Annotated in this window: 22 protein-coding genes and 1 tRNA gene; 22 read left to right on the top strand and 1 reads right to left on the bottom strand. The window is 29.0% G+C overall.

What is annotated here, in order from left to right; translation table 11 throughout:
- The 8 genes from BUB36_RS19800 to pgeF form a co-directional block, all read left to right on the top strand.
- Window positions 1-243 (top strand): hypothetical protein (locus BUB36_RS19800; RefSeq protein WP_165613107.1); only part of this gene is annotated, 243 nt, incomplete at its 5' end.
- A 251-nt stretch (window positions 244-494) separates the two neighbouring features.
- Window positions 495-1568 (top strand): NAD(P)H-dependent flavin oxidoreductase, encoded by a 1074-nt coding sequence (locus BUB36_RS15440; protein ID WP_073152285.1) that lies wholly within the window; start codon window positions 495-497, stop codon window positions 1566-1568.
- Between the two features lie 314 nt (window positions 1569-1882).
- Window positions 1883-2779, top strand: a complete 897-nt coding sequence (spoIIGA, locus tag BUB36_RS15435; RefSeq protein ID WP_073152282.1) for a sigma-E processing peptidase SpoIIGA — start codon at window positions 1883-1885, stop codon at window positions 2777-2779.
- A 16-nt stretch (window positions 2780-2795) separates the two neighbouring features.
- Window positions 2796-3527: an RNA polymerase sporulation sigma factor SigE gene (gene sigE, locus BUB36_RS15430; RefSeq protein WP_073152279.1), complete on the top strand. Its 732-nt coding sequence runs from the start codon at window positions 2796-2798 to the stop codon at window positions 3525-3527.
- A gap of 222 nt (window positions 3528-3749) precedes the next feature.
- A complete protein-coding gene (gene sigG / locus BUB36_RS15425) occupies window positions 3750-4532 on the top strand; it encodes an RNA polymerase sporulation sigma factor SigG (protein WP_073152276.1) in 783 nt (260 codons plus the stop codon).
- Window positions 4533-4765: 233 nt separating this feature from the next.
- Window positions 4766-5086, top strand: coding sequence for a YlmC/YmxH family sporulation protein (locus BUB36_RS15420; RefSeq protein ID WP_073152273.1), 321 nt, complete (start codon window positions 4766-4768; stop codon window positions 5084-5086).
- A gap of 246 nt (window positions 5087-5332) precedes the next feature.
- Complete coding sequence (gene nrdR, locus BUB36_RS15415; protein ID WP_073152270.1) at window positions 5333-5815, top strand: transcriptional regulator NrdR; 483 nt, start codon at window positions 5333-5335, stop codon at window positions 5813-5815.
- Window positions 5812-6633, top strand: coding sequence for a peptidoglycan editing factor PgeF (gene pgeF / locus BUB36_RS15410; RefSeq protein ID WP_073152267.1), 822 nt, complete (start codon window positions 5812-5814; stop codon window positions 6631-6633). Before nrdR ends, pgeF begins: the two co-directional genes overlap by 4 nt.
- Window positions 6634-6735: 102 nt before the next feature.
- Here pgeF and BUB36_RS15405 read toward each other — a convergent pair whose 3' ends face one another.
- A complete protein-coding gene (locus BUB36_RS15405) occupies window positions 6736-7710 on the bottom strand; it encodes a 2-hydroxyacid dehydrogenase family protein (protein ID WP_073152264.1) in 975 nt (324 codons plus the stop codon).
- A 298-nt stretch (window positions 7711-8008) separates the two neighbouring features.
- Here BUB36_RS15405 and BUB36_RS15400 point away from each other — a divergent pair, with 298 nt between their 5' ends.
- From BUB36_RS15400 to BUB36_RS15335, 14 genes are all read left to right on the top strand, one after another.
- The gene (locus tag BUB36_RS15400) at window positions 8009-8914 is read left to right on the top strand and encodes a YIEGIA family protein (protein WP_073152262.1); all 906 of its coding nucleotides are present in this window, start codon (window positions 8009-8011) and stop codon (window positions 8912-8914) included.
- 18 nt (window positions 8915-8932) lie between these two features.
- On the top strand, window positions 8933-9124 hold the full coding sequence (locus BUB36_RS15395; protein WP_073152259.1) for a capping complex subunit for YIEGIA: 192 nt from the start codon (window positions 8933-8935) through the stop codon (window positions 9122-9124).
- A gap of 229 nt (window positions 9125-9353) precedes the next feature.
- Window positions 9354-10673, top strand: coding sequence for a DUF512 domain-containing protein (locus BUB36_RS15390; protein ID WP_073152256.1), 1320 nt, complete (start codon window positions 9354-9356; stop codon window positions 10671-10673).
- Between the two features lie 19 nt (window positions 10674-10692).
- Window positions 10693-12012, top strand: coding sequence for a ribosome biogenesis GTPase Der (gene der / locus BUB36_RS15385; RefSeq protein WP_073152253.1), 1320 nt, complete (start codon window positions 10693-10695; stop codon window positions 12010-12012).
- Between the two features lie 210 nt (window positions 12013-12222).
- Window positions 12223-13251, top strand: a complete 1029-nt coding sequence (locus tag BUB36_RS15380; protein ID WP_073152251.1) for an NAD(P)H-dependent glycerol-3-phosphate dehydrogenase — start codon at window positions 12223-12225, stop codon at window positions 13249-13251.
- Window positions 13252-13673: 422 nt separating this feature from the next.
- Window positions 13674-15158 carry a stage IV sporulation protein A gene (spoIVA, locus tag BUB36_RS15375; protein ID WP_073152248.1) on the top strand — a complete coding sequence of 495 codons (1485 nt, stop codon included), beginning with the start codon at window positions 13674-13676 and terminating at the stop codon, window positions 15156-15158.
- 185 nt (window positions 15159-15343) lie between these two features.
- Window positions 15344-15420: transfer RNA gene (locus tag BUB36_RS15370), tRNA-Pro, on the top strand.
- Window positions 15421-15711: 291 nt separating this feature from the next.
- Entirely contained in the window at window positions 15712-16089 is a 378-nt protein-coding gene (locus tag BUB36_RS15365) for an LSm family protein (RefSeq protein ID WP_073152245.1), read from the top strand.
- A gap of 663 nt (window positions 16090-16752) precedes the next feature.
- Window positions 16753-17997 carry an HlyD family efflux transporter periplasmic adaptor subunit gene (locus BUB36_RS15360; protein ID WP_073152243.1) on the top strand — a complete coding sequence of 415 codons (1245 nt, stop codon included), beginning with the start codon at window positions 16753-16755 and terminating at the stop codon, window positions 17995-17997.
- Window positions 17998-18014: 17 nt separating this feature from the next.
- Window positions 18015-18716, top strand: coding sequence for a YggS family pyridoxal phosphate-dependent enzyme (locus BUB36_RS15355; protein WP_073152240.1), 702 nt, complete (start codon window positions 18015-18017; stop codon window positions 18714-18716).
- A gap of 217 nt (window positions 18717-18933) precedes the next feature.
- Window positions 18934-19353, top strand: a complete 420-nt coding sequence (locus tag BUB36_RS15350; RefSeq protein WP_073152237.1) for a cell division protein SepF — start codon at window positions 18934-18936, stop codon at window positions 19351-19353.
- Window positions 19354-19463: 110 nt separating this feature from the next.
- A complete protein-coding gene (locus tag BUB36_RS15345; protein ID WP_073152234.1) occupies window positions 19464-19724 on the top strand; it encodes a YggT family protein in 261 nt (86 codons plus the stop codon).
- 126 nt (window positions 19725-19850) lie between these two features.
- Window positions 19851-20642, top strand: a complete 792-nt coding sequence (locus BUB36_RS15340) for a YlmH family RNA-binding protein (RefSeq protein WP_073152231.1) — start codon at window positions 19851-19853, stop codon at window positions 20640-20642.
- Window positions 20643-20655: 13 nt separating this feature from the next.
- Window positions 20656-21135, top strand: coding sequence for a DivIVA domain-containing protein (locus tag BUB36_RS15335; protein WP_073152229.1), 480 nt, complete (start codon window positions 20656-20658; stop codon window positions 21133-21135).
- Window positions 21136-21404: the final 269 nt, after the last annotated feature.

Below are 21404 nucleotides of genomic sequence, written 5' to 3'. Positions count from 1 at the left end.
CATGAAAACTATAAAAAATATAAACTACTTATAGTATTTGAAATAATAGGCAATAAAAACTATGAAGAAAGCCTTGAATACACCACTATGGAAGATGAATGGGGAAAAGGAGATGGAAGCATATATGGAAGAAACAGACCGACCCAATTAGATCTAGGCTTTGGGATAAACCATGGTGAAGTATTTTGGTACAATTTATATGAAAATCTCTTTGATGATTTAATTTTTGAGAGAACATGGTAAATTAGAAGATTTAAAATTAAAAAAATAAATGTTGGGGTTATAAACTTCAATATTTATTTTTTTTTCTTAGAAAGAATTAATTTCAGAACATTCTAACTTAAAACACATGAGAAATTATGTATTTGCTTGGAAAAGAATATTAAGAAAAAATTTACTTGTCAGAGTTGCTGCCTAAAGACTCACTATTGACAGATAATCTAATATTACATATAATTTGAATATTAATAAGTATTCAAAAGGAGAGAAATTTTATGAAAATACCCCCCTTAAAAATAGGTGATTTAGTTGCAAAGGTTCCAATTATTCAAGGTGGCATGGGTGTTGGAGTTTCACTTTCCAATTTAGCTGCTGCTGTAGCCAATGAAGGAGGAATTGGTGTTATTTCAGGGGTTCAGATAGGATTTAAAGAGAAGGATTTTAAGACAAATAATGATGGTGCAAATATTAGAGGGCTTATAAAAGAAATAAGAAATGCTAAAAAACTAAGCCCTAAGGGCATTATAGGAGTAAATATGTTATCTGCAGTCAATAACTATAAAGATATGGTCAAAACTGCAGTTAAAGAAAAAATTGATTTGATTGTTTCAGGAGCAGGACTTCCTAAAAATTTACCAGAATTAGTTATGGGTTCTGATACAAAAATTGCTCCTATAGTATCTTCTGGTAAAGCTGCTGCTGTTATAGCAAAGATATGGGATAGGAAGTATAAATATGTTCCAGATGTTGTGATTGTGGAAGGACCAGAAGCTGGAGGACATTTAGGATTTTCTGGTGAACAATTGATTTCTTTAAAGATACCAAATCTTAAAGACATAGTAAAAGAAGTTATAGAGGTATTGAAGCCCTTTGTAGAAAAGTATAAAAAGGATATTCCAGTTATTGCAGCTGGAGGAATATATACTGGAAAGGATATTGCAGAATTTTTAAAACTAGGAGCAGCAGGAGTACAAATGTCTACAAGGTTTGTTGCTACAGAAGAATGTGATGCTCATATAAATTTTAAAAAAGCATATATTTCTGCAAACAAGGAAGATATTCAGATCATTAAAAGCCCTGTTGGAATGCCTGGAAGGGCAATTCGCAATGCCTTTGCTAAATCAATCGAAGAAGGAAGACTAAAGGTGAAAAAATGTTATAATTGTCTAAAGGCTTGTAATCCTGCCACTACTTTATATTGTATATCTGATGCTTTAATAAATTCAGTTCAAGGAGATGTGGAAAATGGACTGGTCTTTGTAGGAACCAATGCCTATAGAATGAATGAAATTATAACAGTTTCTAAGCTTATTAAGGAACTGGTTAAGGAAGTAGAAGATTTTAAATAATTAAAATTAATGAAAAATCCTGTATGATATACAGGGTTTTTTATTTTTTATTAACCTGCTGGAGTGGCGAATAAAACTTTTTTTAAGATGCCTTAGTGGTCTTAATATTTCATTTCAAAAATTAGTTTAAATCCTTTGATTATTATAAAACCAATAGTCATAACTGTATAAAAAATTTGTATTATGAAAAATACAATTCGACTTCAAAGAGTGACATTTTTTTAGAAAAATAGTTTGTATAATAGACATATATTATATACAAAATGAATAATAAATAGTATGAAAGACTGTCTCCTAGTTATTGGGGTGAAGATATGTTAGAGGTTTATGCTGAATATTTATTTTTGGAAAATTTTATTATGAATTTTTTGATTCTTCATATAACAAGTTATTTTTGTAGATATAGGGGAAAGCTCTTTAAGTTAATCATAGGAGCTAGTTTGGGTGCATTTTATTCTTTTATTATCTTTTTTCCATCATTACATTTTTTACTTTCGTTTTCTATGAAACTAGTTATATCGATGTTAATAATTATTATATCCTTTACTCCTGATAAGTTTAAAGATTTTTTTAAATACTTAAGTATTTTTTACTTAGTTTCTTTTGTTTTTGGAGGAACAGCTTTTGCACTATTCTATTTTACCAATTTTAATTCCATCCTAAGTAATGGAATATTTTATACTAATAATTTTAGTTTTAAAGTGCTGTTTTATTCTGTTGCATTAGCCTATGTATTAATTGTATTAAGTATTAGTTATGTTAAAAATAAAATTAATAAAGAAAATTTATATAAAGTAATTATTATTGAGTTTGATAAAAGGGAAAAGGAAATTAATGCATTAATTGATACTGGTAATTCCCTTTCTGATCCCATATCACAATTTCCAGTAATTGTCGTTGAATATAATGCAATAGAAGCTTTATTGCCAGAAGGAGTTAAGGAAATTTTCAAAAATGACAATTTTAATAAGCTGGAAAAAATAACAGCAATATTACAAAGATCCGATTGGATGAATAGGTTTAGAATAATTCCTTTTACTTCAATAGGAATGGAAAATGGAATATTGATAGGATTTAAGCCTGACAATGTAAAAATGAAAAATAATGGTGAGATAGTCAACTTAAATAAGATAATAGTTGCTATAAGTACAAATACACTATCCCCAAATGGGGACTATAAAGCATTGTTAAATCCAGACATATTAGTATAAATAAGGAGGTATATAGATGTCTTATTTTAAAACAATGATAATAAAAACCAAAATTAGTTTAATAAAAATATTAAAAAAATTTAATATTTTTATTGAGGATACAATTCATTATATAGGCGGTAATGAAACGCTACCACCTCCTCTGAGTTCTGAAGAAGAATTGTTATTTGTATCAAAACTACAAGAAGGCGATGAATCTGTTAGAAGTGTACTTATAGAACGAAATCTTAGATTAGTTGTTTATATAGCAAGAAAATTTGAAAACACAGCAATAGGCGTAGAGGATTTAATATCTATTGGAACTATTGGTTTAATAAAGGCGGTTAATACCTTTGATCCAAATAAAAAAATTAAGCTTGCTACATATGCATCGAGATGTATTGAAAATGAAATTCTTATGTTTTTAAGGAGAAATAGTAAAACTAAGTCAGAAATATCTATAGATGAACCACTTAACATTGACTGGGATGGAAATGAATTATTATTGTCAGATATACTTGGTACAGAAAATGATTTAATCTATAAAAATTTAGAAGAAGAGATAGATAGAGAGTTGTTGAAAATCGCATTAAAGAAATTATCTTGTAGAGAGAAAAAAATAATGGATTTAAGATTTGGGCTTTCCAATGGTGAAGAAAAAACACAAAAAGAAGTAGCTGATATGTTGGGAATATCTCAATCCTATATATCAAGACTTGAAAAAAGAATAATATTTAGATTAAAAAAAGAAATCAATAGAATGATTTAAAATAGCGAGATTAAAAGCTCGCTATTTTAATATTTAGTTTAAGGGTTAAATTATGTAGCTTAAAGAAAGTAAAAATAATTAAAAGGCAAAAATAAATTATAACCTCAAAATTAATGGAATTATATACCAAAACGATATAAAATATCTAAAGTATTAAATAAGGTTTTTTAGGCAATAATTTTTTGTGAAAGGGGGAATTCTTGAATAGGAGGGCATGACTGAATGTATAATAACAAAGTTGAAATATGTGGAGTAAATACTTCTAAATTACCTGTACTAAAAAATAAGGAGATGAGGGAGTTATTTCCACTAATACATAATGGAGATATGGAAGCCCGAGAAAAATTTATTAAAGGCAATTTAAGACTTGTACTAAGTGTTATTCAACGCTTTAACAATAGAGGAGAATATGTTGATGATTTGTTTCAAGTAGGTTGTATAGGTTTAATTAAAGCAATTGATAATTTTGATTTAAGTCAAAATGTAAAGTTTTCAACCTATGCAGTTCCAATGATTATTGGAGAAATAAGAAGATATTTAAGGGATAATAATTCCATAAGAGTCAGCAGGTCTTTAAGAGATAAAGCCTATAAGGCTTTACAGGTAAGGGATCAGTTAATAAATAAAAATTCAAAAGAGCCAACAATTGCAGAGATTTCAAAGGAATTGAACATGTGTAAAGAAGATGTAGTATTTGCATTAGATGCTATTCAAGATCCTATTTCTTTATTTGAACCTATTTATCAAGATAGTGGTGATGCCATTTATGTAATGGATCAGGTTAGTGATGAAAAGAGCATTGATGAAACATGGATTGAGGGGATTGCTCTGAGAGAAGGTTTAAGAAAGTTAAATGACAGAGAAAAACTCATTCTTACCCTTAGATTTTTTAAAGGCAAAACTCAAATGGAGGTAGCAGAAGAAATAGGAATATCCCAAGCACAGGTTTCAAGACTGGAAAAAACAGCTTTAAAGCATATGAAAAAATATATTAAAGATTCTTGATGTAGCTTTTAATAATGTACTTCAACAAGAAAGTTGGAGTACAGATTTTTGTTAAAAATTGTATAAACCAAGCGAAGCTAATTTAGGCCTTTGTGATTTCAGGCATGGGATGTTTAATATTTCTTATCTAGGTGTAGGGAAACACAAATTTTTTAAAGAAATAAGAATAAAATTGAATATGATTAATATCTATTATATATATAAATAAGCATGTCTTAAAGGGGGATAGTTTTATGGTGACTACATCAGATTTGAAGATGAAGGAAGTTATAAACGTAGTAAATGGAACTAGAATAGGGTTTATATATGATTTTGAAATAAATTTAGAAAAAAGCAGAGTAGAATCAATTATAGTACCTAAAGAAGGTAAATTTTTAAAAATATTTAGCAAGGATAATGATTATATTATTCCTTGGAAAAGGATAGTAAAAGTAGGTCAAGATATAATACTGGTTGAAATAAAGGATTCTATTCATTATCAAGAAGAAGAGGAGAATGGTAGCAAGAGTGTTAACTTTTTTTTAGAAAATATTAAATCAGAGGATAAAAAATGAGAGCATAATAATATATAGTCATTTGGCTATAAAGCAAAGGCTTGCTTGCTGCTAAGGAACTGGAACATTTTTTCAAAAAATTGCATATTTAAATCCAAGTAAATACAAGCAACAGAGAGGAAATTCAAACTATTACCAGTAAAATTTTAGAAACAAGAATTAAAGTCTAATACTCTATATCTGGAATAGACTTACCTTAGAAAATATTATATAATTTTAGTAAATCTAATTAGGAGGTTTATTCTAATGAATTGTCCCTATTGTTCTCATTTTGAAACTAAAGTGGTTGATTCACGACCAACTGATGAAGGACAAGCAATAAGAAGAAGAAGAGAATGTCTGAATTGCAAAAAAAGATTCACTACATATGAAAAGGTTGAAGAAATACCCATTTTTGTTGTTAAGAAAGATGGTAATCGTGAATCCTTTAATAGAAATAAGATTATTAATGGTTTAATTAAGGCTTGTGAAAAACGACCAGTATCAATGCAGTTAATCGAAAAAACCGTTGATGATATAGAGAGAAAGCTTAGTAATAGTATGGAGAAGGAAATACAGTCAGAATATATTGGGCAATTAGTTATGAATTCATTAAAAGATATTGATGATGTTGCATATGTAAGATTTGCATCAGTATATAGACAATTTAAAGATATAAATACTTTTATGGAGGAATTAGAGAAAATATTAAATGAAAAAAGTAAATCTTACAAGGTGAAAAAATTATGAAAAAATGGAACTTTTCAAGATTAGAGAGCAATAATATTGTTTATTTTAAGATTCCTTCCTTTGAGAAATCTGGTCTAGTGAAACATTGTTTTACTTCACGAATTGGTGGTATTAGTAATAAGCCCTATAATTCTCTAAATTTAGGAATAAATACGATGGATAAAAAGGAAAATATATTAAAAAATTATGAATTGATATGCAAAGCTTTAAAAATAAATATCAAAAACCTAGTTATTTCTGATCAGGTTCATAAAGATAACATTTTGGTTGTAGAGGAAAAATATAAAGGGAATGGACTTATTAATGATAGATGCTTTAATGAGATTGATGCACTTATAACAAATAAGAAATGTATTCCTTTAGTAACCCTTTACGCCGACTGTGTACCAATATTTATATTAGATACAAAAAGAAAAATAATTGCTTTAGCCCATAGTGGATGGAGAGGTACTGTAAAGAAAATTGGAAAGAAAGTTATTTATCGAATGATAAATGATTTTGGTACTAAGCCTAATGATTGTATTGTAGGGATAGGACCATCTATAGGCAAATGCTGTTATGAAGTAGATGATTATGTTATAGATAGGTTTAAAGATAATTATAAGAACACAAAGGATTTTATAGAAGACAAAGGAAAAGGAAAATATTTATTGGATTTATGGAATGCTAATAAAGTATCATTAATTGAAGCTGGAGTACCATCTAATAACATAATTATTAGTAATATCTGTACTCAATGTAATAATGATATATTTTTTTCTTACCGAGCTGAAAATGGAAAAACAGGAAGAATGGCTGCCATACTACAATTGATTTAGGGTAGTGACTTATATTGCAATGATAATATTTAGTTTCTAATGACTTAAAAGAATGACATAATTTTTAATCTTAATCTGACAAGGCGTCATTAGACGCTTTGTTTATTCATAGATATCTGGATTTACACAGTTAATGGGTTTTTGTCCATTCAATACAGCGATTATATTATTAGCAGCTACCTCTGCCATTTTATTTCTAGCTTCAATTGTAGCATTACCGATATGAGGAGTTAGAATCACGTTATCAAGCTTTTCTAGACCTGCTGTAATTTCAGGTTCTCTTTCATAAACATCAAGGGCTGCTCCTGCTATGGACTTGTTTTTAAGAGCTTCTAGCAAGGCAGTTTCATCCACTAGGGGACCTCTTGCTGCATTTATTAGATATGCAGTTGATTTCATTTTTTCAAGCTGCTCCCTGCCAATCATATGAAATGAAGATGGGCTATAACTCAAATGCAAGGTCAAAAAATCTGAGTTTTCAATTACTTTATCCAAAGACATATATTTATAGCCTAATTTCTTTTCTTCATTTTCATCTAAAGGATGATTGGTATAGTAGATTATATTCATATCAAAGGCTTTAGCACGTTTAGCCACGGCTTTACCGATATTTCCTAAACCTATAATACCAAGTGTCTTAGAAGATAGTTCTGTACCTAGGTGGTACAATGGAGCCCAACCAGTAAACTTACCTGCTCTTGTTATCTTATCTCCCTCCACAATTCTTCTTGCAATAGAAAGAATTAATCCCATGGTTAATTCAGCAGTAGAGGTAGTAGAAACTAAAGGAGTATTAGTTACAGGTATTTTGTTAGAAGTAGCAGCCTCAATATCAATATTATTAAATCCTGCACCATAATTTGCAATAATCTTTAGATTAGGATTAGAATCAATTATTTCTTTGTCAATTGGATCAGAAAGCAAGCAAAGAAGAGCATCCTTTCCTTTAATGCCCTCCATGATTTCCCCTTTACTTAATAGCCTTATATCATCATGCATAGTAACTTCAAACTCTTTTGATAATATATCATAGGCTGTTTTGGGGATTTTACCTGATATAAAAACCCTTTGCTTCATTTTTTTCACTCCTTTTAAAATAGTGATGTAGATAAATTTAATTTCGATATGTATAAATTAGCCTGCCAAGCTAGTAAATAAAATTTTTGGTTTCTAAAACCCCGCAATAGAAGCTAACTTGGAGAATTAAATAATATAGATGGATGCTTTTGAAGTTTTATGAGCATACATCTATAATATATCTTATCATATTTATAAAATACATATAATCCATGATTTTTAATCATGATTTTAAATATTTTTTCATATTTAAAATCTGACTGAGGGAAAATATATAAGTATAGAAAGGAGGAATTCAATGGAAAATCATATGCTCTCAATAATTGTATCTATTTTTATTGGTGTTTTGTCCCGTGCTTATATGATGAAAATTGACCATAGGCAGTATCCAAGTTATCCCCAAGGCTTTTTATCACATATTACATTAGGGCTGATAGCTGCATCCCTTGGAGCAGTAGCTATACCTGCATTGTCTGCAAAGGAATTCGGAGCAGTTACCTTTTTATCCTTGGCGGCTCAACAATTTAGAGATGTACGAAATATGGAAAGGCAAAGTCTTGACAATATTGAACCAACTGAATTAGTACCTAGAGGTACAGCTTACATAGAAGATATAGCAAAAGCTTTTGAAGCGCGGAATTACATGGTTATGTTAACTTCACTGCTTACAAGCCTCTCAATGAATGTAGCAAGATTTTTAAGGGCTAACAAGGAAATACAAGTTATCATAGGGTTTGTAATTGGATTTTTAGTTATGTCGATTTTAAAAAGGTTTTTGACTAGACAATTAATTGAAGAAATAGCCGAAGTAAGACCTGCTAAAATAAGCTTTGATGGACCACTTTTAATGGTTAATGATGTAATAATTATGAATATAGGATTAAAGGCTTCTAGAAAAATATATGAGGAAAGGGGAATAGCAGTTGAAATAATACCTAAAAACCCCAGTGCTAGTTCTACATTATCAAATATTGGACAGAGACAAGCAATACAGCATCAAGCAGCCACTCAATTAGGTATTAGAAAAGATATAGATGAACCTGATTTTACTCCCTTAGCAAGAAGAAATCCTCATAATGGTAATCTAGTTATGGCACTTATAGCCATGGAACCTAATGTAGAGCTATTAGTAAATGTAGTTAATAAAACACCTGTACTAGAGACTTGTAAAAGAAAGCCAAGGGGTAAATATTTAAAAGAATGATAAGGAAAGGAGATATATATGGATTTAGGTATAAAGGAAAACATTATTGCCCTTGTTTCATTAAATAGAAATATCACTTCAGCTTCAGTACCTATATTTTTTGTTGACAATGAAGAGAAACAGGAAGAAACAGCATTATTAATTGCCAAAATTACAATGGGAATGGTTCACGATTTAAGAAATGGCGTTTATGCTATAGTAAAGCATTGAAGAACAAAGTGGAAAAAAGGATTTTGGGTTGAGGGTATTGAGGTTATTCTAGCTGGTTTTTATTAATGTTTAAAGTCGTTTTCTTTAAATAATTTAACCACTAAGAATAACCATAAAACCTACAACCTTCAACCAATAAATCAATACTCTTGACTAATCTAAAACTTCTATTATAATAAAACAAGAATGTAAATAGTGAAAATATTTATTAATTAAAGCAGGTGTTTTAATGAATAAGAAGAAATATAATAATATAATATCCAAAGTTAAACCAGATAGTATAGCTGAAGAAATGGGTATTGAACAGGGAGATATTCTTATTAATATCAATGGCAAAAAAGTAATGGATATCCTTGATTATCTTTTTTTGACTTCCGATGAATTTTTAGAAATTGAAATTGAAAAGAAGAATGGCGAGGTTTGGATATTAGAAATTGACAAGTATTATGATGAGGATTTAGGTATAGAATTTGATAATCCTATTTTAGATCAAGCAAAGTATTGTAAGAATAAATGTATATTTTGTTTTATTGACCAATTACCTAAAAATATGCGTAGGAGCCTTTATTTTAAGGATGATGATTCTAGGTTATCATTTTTGCAAGGAAATTTTGTTACTTTGACTAATTTGAGAGATATGGATATTGATAGAATTATTGAATACAATATAAGTCCAATTAATGTTTCAATTCATACAACAAATCCAGATTTAAGAGTAAAAATGTTAAATAATAAAAGGGCTGGAAATATTCTTGAAAGAATTAAAAAGCTAACTGAAAATCGCATAATGATTAATGGTCAAATTGTACTTTGTCCTGATGTAAATGATGATTTAGAGCTTGATAGAACAATTGAAGATTTATACACTCTATATCCCAATCTTCACAGTGTAGCAATAGTACCAGTAGGAATTACAAAGTTTAGACAAAATTTATATCCACTAAAAATATTTGATAAAGAAAGTGCAAACAAAGTAATTATGCAAATTCATAGATGGCAAAAACTATTAAAAGAAAAAATAGGTACTAATTTTGTATACTTATCTGATGAATTCTATATCATGGCTGAAAAGCCTTTACCTAGCTATGAAAGCTATGAAGATTTTCCTCAAATTGAAAATGGAGTGGGTCTAATTAAAAAAATGGAGCATGAGTTTAATAATCACTTAAAAACTCTTCCTAAGAATTTAGAGATAAATAAGACAATTACTGTTGTTACAGGAGTATCAGCAGCTCAGTTTATAGAAAAATTGGCAAGTGAATTGACTAAGAAAGTTTCTAAGCTTAAAATTGAAGTTTTAACTATTAAGAATGATTTTTTTGGGCATACAATAACTGTTTCTGGCTTAATAACTGGACAAGATATTATTAATCAATTAAAAGACAGGGAGTTAGGGGAAAAGATTATTATACCAAAGAGCATGTTAAAATCAGATGAGCCTATTTTTTTAGATGATGTAACAATACAGGATTTAGAAAAATCATTGAATAGATCTGTTGTTGCTTCTGATGTAAATGGCCAATCATTTATTGAAAGTATTATAAAATAATAGTAGTGGAGGAATAAAAATGGGAAAACCTATTGTGGCAGTTGTTGGTAAACCCAACGTCGGGAAATCAACTTTTTTTAATAAAATTGCAGGAAGAAGAATTTCTATAGTTGAAGATAAACCTGGAGTTACAAGGGACAGAATATATACAGATGTTGAATGGCTTAATAATAAATTCACTTTAATCGATACAGGTGGAATAGAACCTGATTCAAAGGATATAATCATATCTCAAATGAAAACACAGGCTGAAATTGCCATGGATACTGCTAATGTTATAGTATTTATGGTGGATGGCAAAACAGGTGTAACGACAGCTGATGAAGAAATTGCAAATATGCTTAGACGAACCCAAAAACCTATTATTTTAGTAGTTAATAAAGTTGATAGCACTAAGCTTCCAGATCATTTTTATGATTTTTACACCTTGGGTCTAGGGGAGCCAATCCCAATATCATCGGTAAATGCGTTAAATCTTGGTGATTTATTAGATAAGATAGTAGACAAGTTTCCTGATAATGTTGATACCGATTATGATGAAGATATTATAAAGGTTGCAGTAATTGGAAAGCCTAATGTTGGAAAATCTTCTCTAATAAATAGCATTTTAGGTGAAAATAGAGTTATTGTTAGTGATATTGCAGGAACCACGAGGGATGCTATTGACACTCCCTTTGAATTTAATGAAGATAAATATGTCTTTATCGATACGGCAGGAATTAGAAGAAAAAGCAAGGTATATGAGAATATCGAGAAATATAGTGTTCTCAGATCATTGACGGCTATAGAGAGAAGCGATGTTTGTTTAATAATGATAGATGCTCAGGAAGGTGTTACCGAGCAGGATAAAAAAATTGCAGGCTATGCCCATGAAGCTGGCAGAGCTTCTATTATAGTAGTTAACAAGTGGGATTTGATTGAAAAGAATAATTATACATATAATGAATTTTCAAAGCATATTCGTAATGAACTTGCTTATATGTCATATGCTCCCATACTTTTTATATCGGCAAAAACTAATCAGAGGGTAAATAAAGTTTTGGAATATATTAAATATGTATCCAACCAGCATTCCATGAGGATTTCTACTGGAGCATTAAATGATTTAATAAGTGAAGCTGTATTATTGAATCAACCTCCATCAGACAAAGGTAAGAGATTAAAGATTTATTATGGAACTCAGGTTGCAGTAAAGCCGCCAAAATTTGTCCTATTTGTTAATGATGTTGAATTAGCACATTTTTCATATATAAGATATTTAGAGAACCAAATAAGACAAAACTATAATTTTGAAGGAACACCAATAACAATCGAATGTAAGGCTAAAAAACAAAAATAAATAATTCTCCGAGCTAGTTAATTGAATTTTCTTTTTGAAGTACCTTAGAGGATTTTGATATTTTATTTGAGTTATTTTTATAAATCTATTTTTTCCTTTAAATTTATATAAGAAGGGGTTTACTACATAAAAGAAAGGGAAGTATTGAAATCCTCGTTATAGGAATTAGCTTGGGAGGTAAATAAGCTTTTATAGAAGGTGGGTTTAAAGATGAAAGGAAAAATAGGGGTTTTAGGTGCAGGAAGCTGGGGAACTGCTTTATCCATTGTATTAGCTGACAAGGGTCATTCAGTTAATTTATGGGGACGAAATCAGGAGCATATTGAAAGCCTTAGATGTACTAGAGAAAATTCAAAGTATTTGCCTAATGCGGTGCTTTCCCAAAACATCAATATGTACACAGATATATGTGATTGTATAAAAGGGTGCTCTATAATAGTTTTAGCTGTTTCATCACAGGGCATAAGGGAGACCTTAGAAAAAATCAAGGGGTATGTTAGTAAAGAACAAATTTTTGTTAATGTTTCAAAGGGTATAGAAAATAATTCTCTACTTAGGATTTCACAAATTGTTAACGACTATTATCCCGATAACCATTATGTTGCTTTATCTGGTCCATCACATGCTGAAGAGGTATGTAAAGGTATACCTACTACCATTGTTTCAGCTTCAAAAAGCAGATATGCTGCCGAATATGTTCAGGATATATTTATAACTAATAAATTGAGAGTATATACTAACCCAGATGTAGTTGGTGTTGAATTAGGAGGATCACTAAAAAACGTAATAGCCCTAGGGGCGGGTATTAGTGATGGTTTAGGGTATGGAGATAATGCTAAGGCTGCTCTTATGACAAGGGGAATAAGGGAAATTGCTAGATTAGGTGAAGCAATGGGGGCAAATATAAGCACTTTTGCTGGATTAACGGGAATAGGAGATTTAATAGTAACTTGTACAAGTATGCATAGTAGAAATAGAAGATGTGGAATACAACTGGGGCAAGGTAAATCCTTGAAGGAAGCTGTGGCTTCTATAGGCATGGTTGTAGAAGGTGTATACACCACAAAAGCTGCCTATGAATTGTCAAAAAAATTTAAAATAGAGATGCCTATTACCAATGAAATATATAAAATATTATATGATGGTTGCTCGGCTAAAGAATCTGTAAGTAATTTAATGCTTAGAAGTAAAACCCATGAAATAGAAGAAGTAATGGAGGATTTTATTGATAGCTGGTAAAAGATCGAAAGCGTCATAAGACGCTTTTTTTTTAATCTTGTAGTTTATGAACTTAAACATTTTTTACGAAAAATTGCATAGCTAAAACAGAGTAAAATAGAGAATTATAAGGAAAATTGAAACTATTTCCAGCAAAATATTGATGCAAATTGTTTTCTTTTAAAACTTATTAGAAAGACCCTAATACTTGCAACTTGGAACATGGAACATGGGACTTGGAACTCAAAACGCACCCTATGGGCGTCTTTGTCTTTTCATCTAATTATTTTCTAACTTCTTAACATCTTACCTCTAACTTCTCTTCACAATAGATATCTTTTTTGTACAATAGAAGTCATATTTTATAGAGAAAGACATATATTTATAATGTTAATGATAGTATAAAAGGAAAGTATACAAACTATTAGTAAAGGAGGGGAACGATGGAACGGTTTGATATATATAAAGATATATCAGAGAGGACTCAAGGAGATATATATGTAGGAGTAGTTGGACCTGTAAGAACTGGAAAATCAACATTTATCAAAAGATTTATGGACTTACTCGTTATACCTAATATAGACAATGTATATAGAAAAGAGAGAACTAAGGATGAATTACCACAAAGTGGAAAAGGGAAGACGATTATGACCACAGAACCTAAATTTGTTCCAAATGAAGCAATAGAAATAGCATTAAAGGATAATGCAAGATTTAATGTAAGAATGATTGACTGCGTTGGATATCTTGTTAAAGGGTCTCTGGGATATGAAGAAGAAGGTATGCCTAGGATGGTAATGACTCCCTGGTTTGAAAATGAAATACCCTTTGAGGAAGCAGCGGAAATAGGAACTAAGAAGGTTATTACTGATCATTCCACCATTGGATTAATGGTTACTACTGATGGGTCTATAACTGATATCAATAGACAAAACTATATTGAGGCTGAAGAAAGGGTGGTAAGAGAATTAAAGGACCTTAGAAAACCCTTTGTAATACTGCTTAATTCTATTGACCCGAGTTCAGAGGAAGCAATGAAGTTAAAATCAGAATTAGAAGAAAAATATAATGTGCCAGTAATTCCAATAAATTGTGCAAGAATGGAAATAGAAGATATCAATACAGTATTACAAAAGATTCTATTTGAATTTCCAGTAAGAGAAATAAGTATCAATTTACCAAAATGGATAGAAGGCTTAGATCCTGATCATTGGCTTAAGAATCAAATATTACATATCATCAAAAATGCCATAAAAAATACAGAAAAAATAAAGGATGTTGATAATTTATCATATAAATTTGAAGATAAGAATATGGACGTATTAACAGGAGCAGAAATAAGTAATATTGATCTTGGCAAGGGTATAGCAAGTGTGAAAATGAATACTAAGGAAGGTTTATTCTATGAAATTTTACAAGAATTAACTGGTTATAAAATAGAAGGAGACCATCAGCTATTAAGCTTAATGAAATCCTTCTCAAAGGCTAAAAAAGAATATGATAGAGTAGAGGAAGCTCTAAATAGTGCCAAAAATCTTGGATATGGAGTTGTGCCACCAATTTTAAGTGAAATGCAGCTTGAAGAACCCGAAATATTTAAGCAGGGGAATAGGTTTGGAGTAAAACTAAGGGCAAATGCTCCGTCCTTACATTTGATCAGAGCTGATATCACTACAGAAGTGTCACCACTTGTGGGTTCAGAAAAACAGAGTGAAGATTTATTGAATTATCTAATGAAAGAATTTGAAAATGATCCTAAAAAGATATGGGAAACAAATATGTTTGGAAAATCTCTACATGACCTTGTTAACGAACAGTTAAATAATAAATTATTTATGATGCCCGAGGATGTAAGGTTTAAGCTTCAAAATACACTTCAAAAGATTATAGATGAAGGTAGTAGAAATCTTATTTGCATTATTATATAAAAAAAGGGTTGAAGGTTTGAGGCTATTAGGTGCAAGTATGATTTATAGGTATTTGACATATAAGACCTGCCTTAGTAATCTTCAACCTTTTAGCCTTTAAAATACCGTAAAGAATTACTTAAAAGTTATTTTCTAGACTTGATAAATTTAAAAATTTATGTATAATAGAAATGTAGGATATATATCTGGGTGTAGCGCAGCTTGGTAGCGCACCAGAATGGGGTTCTGGTGGTCGGAGGTTCAAATCCTCTCACCCAGACCAATACACTATGGCACATGTCATAGCTTTTTCTTTTTATGTAGAGTAATAAGAACAATGTTTTATAGGTAAATATTAAATGATAAATAGAATATATAGATATTCCAGTAAAACAGTTAATTTATATATATCAAAAATCCTTAAAAACTCTGGATATTTTGATATATATAAATTAAGTTTTACTATGGGAAATCTATATTTATAAGAACAGCCTAAATATTATAATTTTATACTTAAAAAAATAGAAGTATAAATGGGTTTTTAGGCGATTTTGTAATATAAAAGGTGATGATTATGAATTACATTGGATACTTAATCAATTTTTTAATAGTATTATTCATTGTATCAATATTTGGATACTTACTATCTGTATTGAAGGAAAAATATGATTTAATAAATAATAAAGTGAATTTACAAAGCAAAAAAATAACTCAAAAACTATTAGATGAATTGGATTTAAAGATATTTAAGCTTGGCAATTTAAACCTTTCTATTGGCGATGAAATTAAGATTTATTTAAAAAATAATAATTCTATTAAAGGAACAGTTTTAGGTGCAAAAAAAGAAGATAATCTTTTATGTATCCTTACACTAGAAGATAAAATTCTTGAACTAAAAGTTAGCAAAATAAAAAAATTAAGAATAATAAGCAAATATGGAAGAATACTTTAGACTACATATTATGTAGTCTTTATTATATTAAAGGATTTATATATAGAGATTCCAGTCAAAATTTTAATTTACACATCTCAAAAATCCCTAAAAACATCGGATGTTTTGATATATACAAATTAAGATTTACTTGGAACTTTATAGTAGAATAATTTCACAAAAACCAAGGGGCTGCATATGCCCCTAAATTCTTATTTTAGTTTCGACATTTTTCGCTGTTTTTAGGACCGAATTACTATACAATTTTTATAAATAGGTGAAGGAAATATAACATATATGAAGAATTAATAATAAAAGATATAGTATAATGTATGATTATTAATTTTAGGCTACCCAATTATATAGGATTTACATAGTAGAACTTAATTTATATATGTACAAATACGCAACGTTTCTGGGCGTTTTGGATATGTATAAATTAAAGTCTTTACTTAAATTCCTATATAGATTTTTAATAATAAAACTTAATTTATACATATCAAAATATCTAACGTTATTGGGAATTTTTGATATATATAAATTAATTGTTTTACTTGAATATCTATAGATAACCAACATTAAAACCTAGTATAAATTTCATAGAAAATAATGAATGCTTCTATATCTTTTCTATGAAATTTATAACACTCTAGAGTTAGTTATCCTCGTCCACAGGTGATAATAATGAAAAGAAAATCAAAATTATATCGTATTGTATTTTTTTTAGTAATATCACTATACTTTATTTATAAGCTAATATATGGACTTTTTATTAAGCCTCCAGATACAGAAATTGTAGAGTATGGTAGCCTAAGTACTGAGAGACAATATGAGTGCCTAATTATAAGGAATGAGATGATTGTAAAATCTACTGGTGAAGGTAATATTAAATATTACGTTGAAGAAGGTGAAAAGGTAGAAAAAAATTATAAAATCTGCGAAATATATACCTCCGATGTAAGCGATAAAGATAGAGAGAAAATTAAAGAGTTAAATGATAGGATTGCTGATATAAAGTCTAGTAAAAGTAATATGTTCGAAATTGATATTGATAAATTAAATCATGATATTAATATGCTTATAGATGATATAAGGGATGCTAGGATTCAAGGAGATTTTGAAAAAATTAAAAAACTTAAAAGCACTTTAGAAAACAAAATCAATAAAAAAAGAAGGATAAGTGGTGACAAAAGCTTTTCAGGTGCAAACTTAGAAAAGCTTCATGGAGAAAAAGAGAGATTAGAAAAAAAAATTAAAAATTCTATCATGGAAATAAATAGCCCACAATCTGGAATAGTTAGTTACCATATAGATGGGTACGAAGAAATACTGACTCCATATAATTTGGCAAATATAAAATATGAATTTATTAAATCAATAGAATCTAATTTAAACAAATTAAAGTATGATAAGGTAATTTATGATCAACCAGTATTTAAGATAACTGATAATACTGCTTGGTATATAGTAATTATTACTGATCTTCAGGATGCAAATACCTTTAATACAGAAAGTGATATATTTATAGACTTTTCAGATGAAAAAATTAGCGGTAGGGTATTTGATAAGATATATGATGAAAATAAAAGCTTCATTATAGTAAGAACAAATCAATATGTTAACGGCTTTAATAAGATAAGAAAACTAGGTCTAAATATTATTAAAGAACAGTATGAGGGCTTGAAGATTAATCGAGATTCCATCATAGAAAAAGAAGGACAGCTTGGAGTATATGTATTAGATATAAATAGAAAAGCAGTATTTAAGCCTATAAAGGTTTTAGGATATAATGAAGACTATGCAATAATTCAAAATCATTTTTTTGATGTAAAAAAGGGAGATTCTACAAAGCGTATTTATACAGTAAAATTATATGATGAAATTTTAAGACATGGAAAAAAATATAGAGAAGGAGATATCATATATTAATTGAGGAGGTAAGAAAAATGGAAAGAATAGAAAATAATATTAATAATGTTGTTAATAATATAAGAAATGCTTGTTTGAAAGCTGGAAGAAACCCTGATGAAGTAAAGCTTATTGCAGTAACAAAAACTATAGATGTAGATACAATTAATTGCGCATTAAAAACTGGCATTACTGATATTGGTGAAAATAAAGTTCAGGAAATAATAGTAAAATACGATAAAATTCAGTATAAGCCTAAATGGCATTTAATAGGACATCTTCAAACTAATAAAGTTAAGTACATAATTGATAAGGTGGATTTAATACACTCTTTAGATAGTTTGCGTTTAGCTAAAGAAATTAATAAGAGAGCAAAAAGAATTGAACGAGTTATGGATGTATTAATTCAGATAAATATTGCAGATGATGAGGATAAATTTGGAATAGGATATGATGAACTAGATGATTTTATAAAAGACATGTCGGAGTTTGAGAACATAAGGGTTCAAGGCTTGATGACAATAGTACCGTATGTAAAAAACAGCGAAGAAGTAAGACCATACTTTAGAGAAATGAAAGGAATTTTTGATAGTTTAAAGAATTCCAACTATAATAATATTAATATGAATTATCTTTCCATGGGCATGACTAATGATTATACTGTAGCAGTAGAAGAAGGCTCTAATATGGTTAGAATTGGGACAGGGATATTTGGACAAAGAGATTATAGCAAAAAATAGATATATAGTTTTTTTGTTTTTGCAGTATAGAAATTTAAGTAAAGACTTTAATTTATACATGTCCAAAATGCCCAGAAACATTGCATATTTGTACATGTATAAATTAAGTTTTACTATGTAAATTCTATATTATCCATCAAAAATTATTTTGAAGATTCAAGGATTGTGAAGCTATTACTATGAAAATCCTTAAAAACATAATATAGGGAGGTTCTTTATGTCAGGGAAATTTTTTGATAAAGTTAAGTTTTTTATGGGGCTAGATGAATATGAAGAAGAACTAGAAGAGACTACTGAAGAGCCCATAAATAATCAACCTATGAAACAAAAGATAGTTAGTATTCATACCAATCAGCAGATGAAGGTAGTTATATATGAGCCTGTAAAATTTGAACAAGCTCCAGATATAGTAGATGATTTAAAAAATAGAAAGCCAGTTATAATTAACCTAGAAAAATTAGATCAAGAATTAGCAAAGAAAATATTTGATTTTTTAAATGGTGCTATATATGCATTAGATGGTCAAATTCAAAAAGTATCAAAGGGTATATTTATTTTAGCTCCAAATAATATTGATATTTCAGGTAGCATTAGTGATGAACTAAATAATAAAGGAATTTTTCCTTGGCAAAGCTGAATTGGTTTGGTGAATTTCAAACATAGATACTTCATATGGAAATTCTACTCTATCTATAGAATTGAGAGCTTTAAAAATATAGTAATTAAACAAAATAGGAAGGTGGTAAGATGTGGACATTAAAAGCGACAATTAGTTATTTTATAAGTGTGATAAATTTTTTTATAATTGCCAGAGCATTATTTTCATGGTTTAGTCATGATTATTCAAACCCTATATACAATTTTTTGTATCAAATAACAGAACCAATACTGTCACCATTTAGACTTCTACAAGAGAAAATCGGAATTAGAGGAATGATTGACTTTTCTCCAATACTTGCCATTGTTTCGCTAGATATATTAGCCAACATTATACTAAGATTACTTTAGAAATTTAAGTAAAATATTAGTTTGTATAAATTTAAAGACTCTTAAAAAATTAGAGGGTTTGAGTTTATATAAACTAAAGTCTTTACTTAAATTCCTATATGAATCCTGTATGGAAAGCGTGATATTTTGGACAAGAAAGATATTGCTAGAAGATATTTATTGAATGACAAATTTGAAATAGAGTTTTTTAAGGTTTTAGATAAAATTGAAATTTTTATTAAGAAGAATGTATTTAAATACACAGATTTTTTAGATCCATATTTAGCATTCCTATGCAGCGAGGTTTTAAAGACTAAATTTGATTATGTAAATTTTGATATTACTGGTGGATATAAGGAAGCTGAGAGAAAAATCTTGATATTATATCCTGATTATTGTGATGAAGCATGTTTTAATACACCACTTAAAGTTATAAAAATTGACAATATTCCCCAAGGAAGCAAGTTAAATCATAGAGATGTTTTAGGAGCAATTCTTGGATTAGGATTAAAAAGAGAAAAATTAGGAGATATTATTATTAATGATAATGATATACAAATAATAACATTTCAAGAAATTGCTAGTTTTATTGAAAGTAATATATATCAAATCGGTAGATATAGGGTAAGTGCATATATTGATGATATAGATAATGTTATTCCTAGAAAAAATAGCTTTATAACAATAACTGGCACAGTTAAATCTTTAAGACTTGATTCTATTTCGTCTGTAGGATTTAAAGTATCAAGAACTAAAGCCATGAGCGATATAAAAAGAGAAAAATTAAAGGTTAATTTTTTACCAGTTCTTACACCTTCGTATAACCTAAAAGAAGGTGATCTCATTTCCTATAGGGGCAATGGTAGAATAATTTTAGATAAAGTATTAGGTAAGACAAAAAAGGATAGATATAAAGTATCAATAAAAAAATTCATATAATTGGGGGTATAAGATGATAACACCATTAGATATACAAAATAAAGAATTCACTAAGGCCTTAAGGGGATATAAAGAAAGTGAAGTAGATGAATTTTTAGACGATGTAATTGACAGCTATGAAAAAGTTTATAATGAAAATATTGAGATGAAAGAAAAGATTAGATTATTAGAAGAGCAAATAGAAAAGTACAATAGTTTAGAAAAAACCCTCAAAGACACATTGGTTGTAGCCCAAAGCACAGCTGAAGAAGTAGCTATGAATGCTAATAAAAAGGCGGAATTGATTATCAAAGAGGCTGAGGAAAAGGGAAGAAAAATCATCGATGAAGCTAGAAATGAAGTAACTAATATAAAAAGAGAATATGAAGATGCAAAAAAAGAATTTCAAATATTCAAAACTAGATTTAAAACACTACTAGAAGCTCAACTAGATTTAATTAATAATTCTTATATGGATAATAAATGGCTTTGTAAACTTAATATGAAAAAATAGTACAATGTTTTATAGAATTACTTCAGATTGCTTTAAATTTCGCCTGAAGGATGATAAAAGTTCGTCCTTAAAATTGTCAAGGGTAAAATGAACGTGCTAACGCACGCCCTTGACAATTTCAAGGACGAACATTTAAAAAATAATTAGGCGAAATTCAAGCAAAAATTATGCTACAAGAGGATATTTTTTCTTCTCTTTATCATTTAGATTTAATCCAGCAACTTGAGCAGGTGTTAAACCATTAAGAGATGAATGAGGTCTTACAAAAT

Origin of the sequence: Paramaledivibacter caminithermalis DSM 15212 (genome assembly GCF_900142245.1) — a bacterium.
In the GTDB taxonomy this organism is placed as follows: domain Bacteria; phylum Bacillota; class Clostridia; order Peptostreptococcales; family Caminicellaceae; genus Paramaledivibacter; species Paramaledivibacter caminithermalis.
This window is presented reverse-complemented; position numbering and strand designations above follow the sequence as displayed.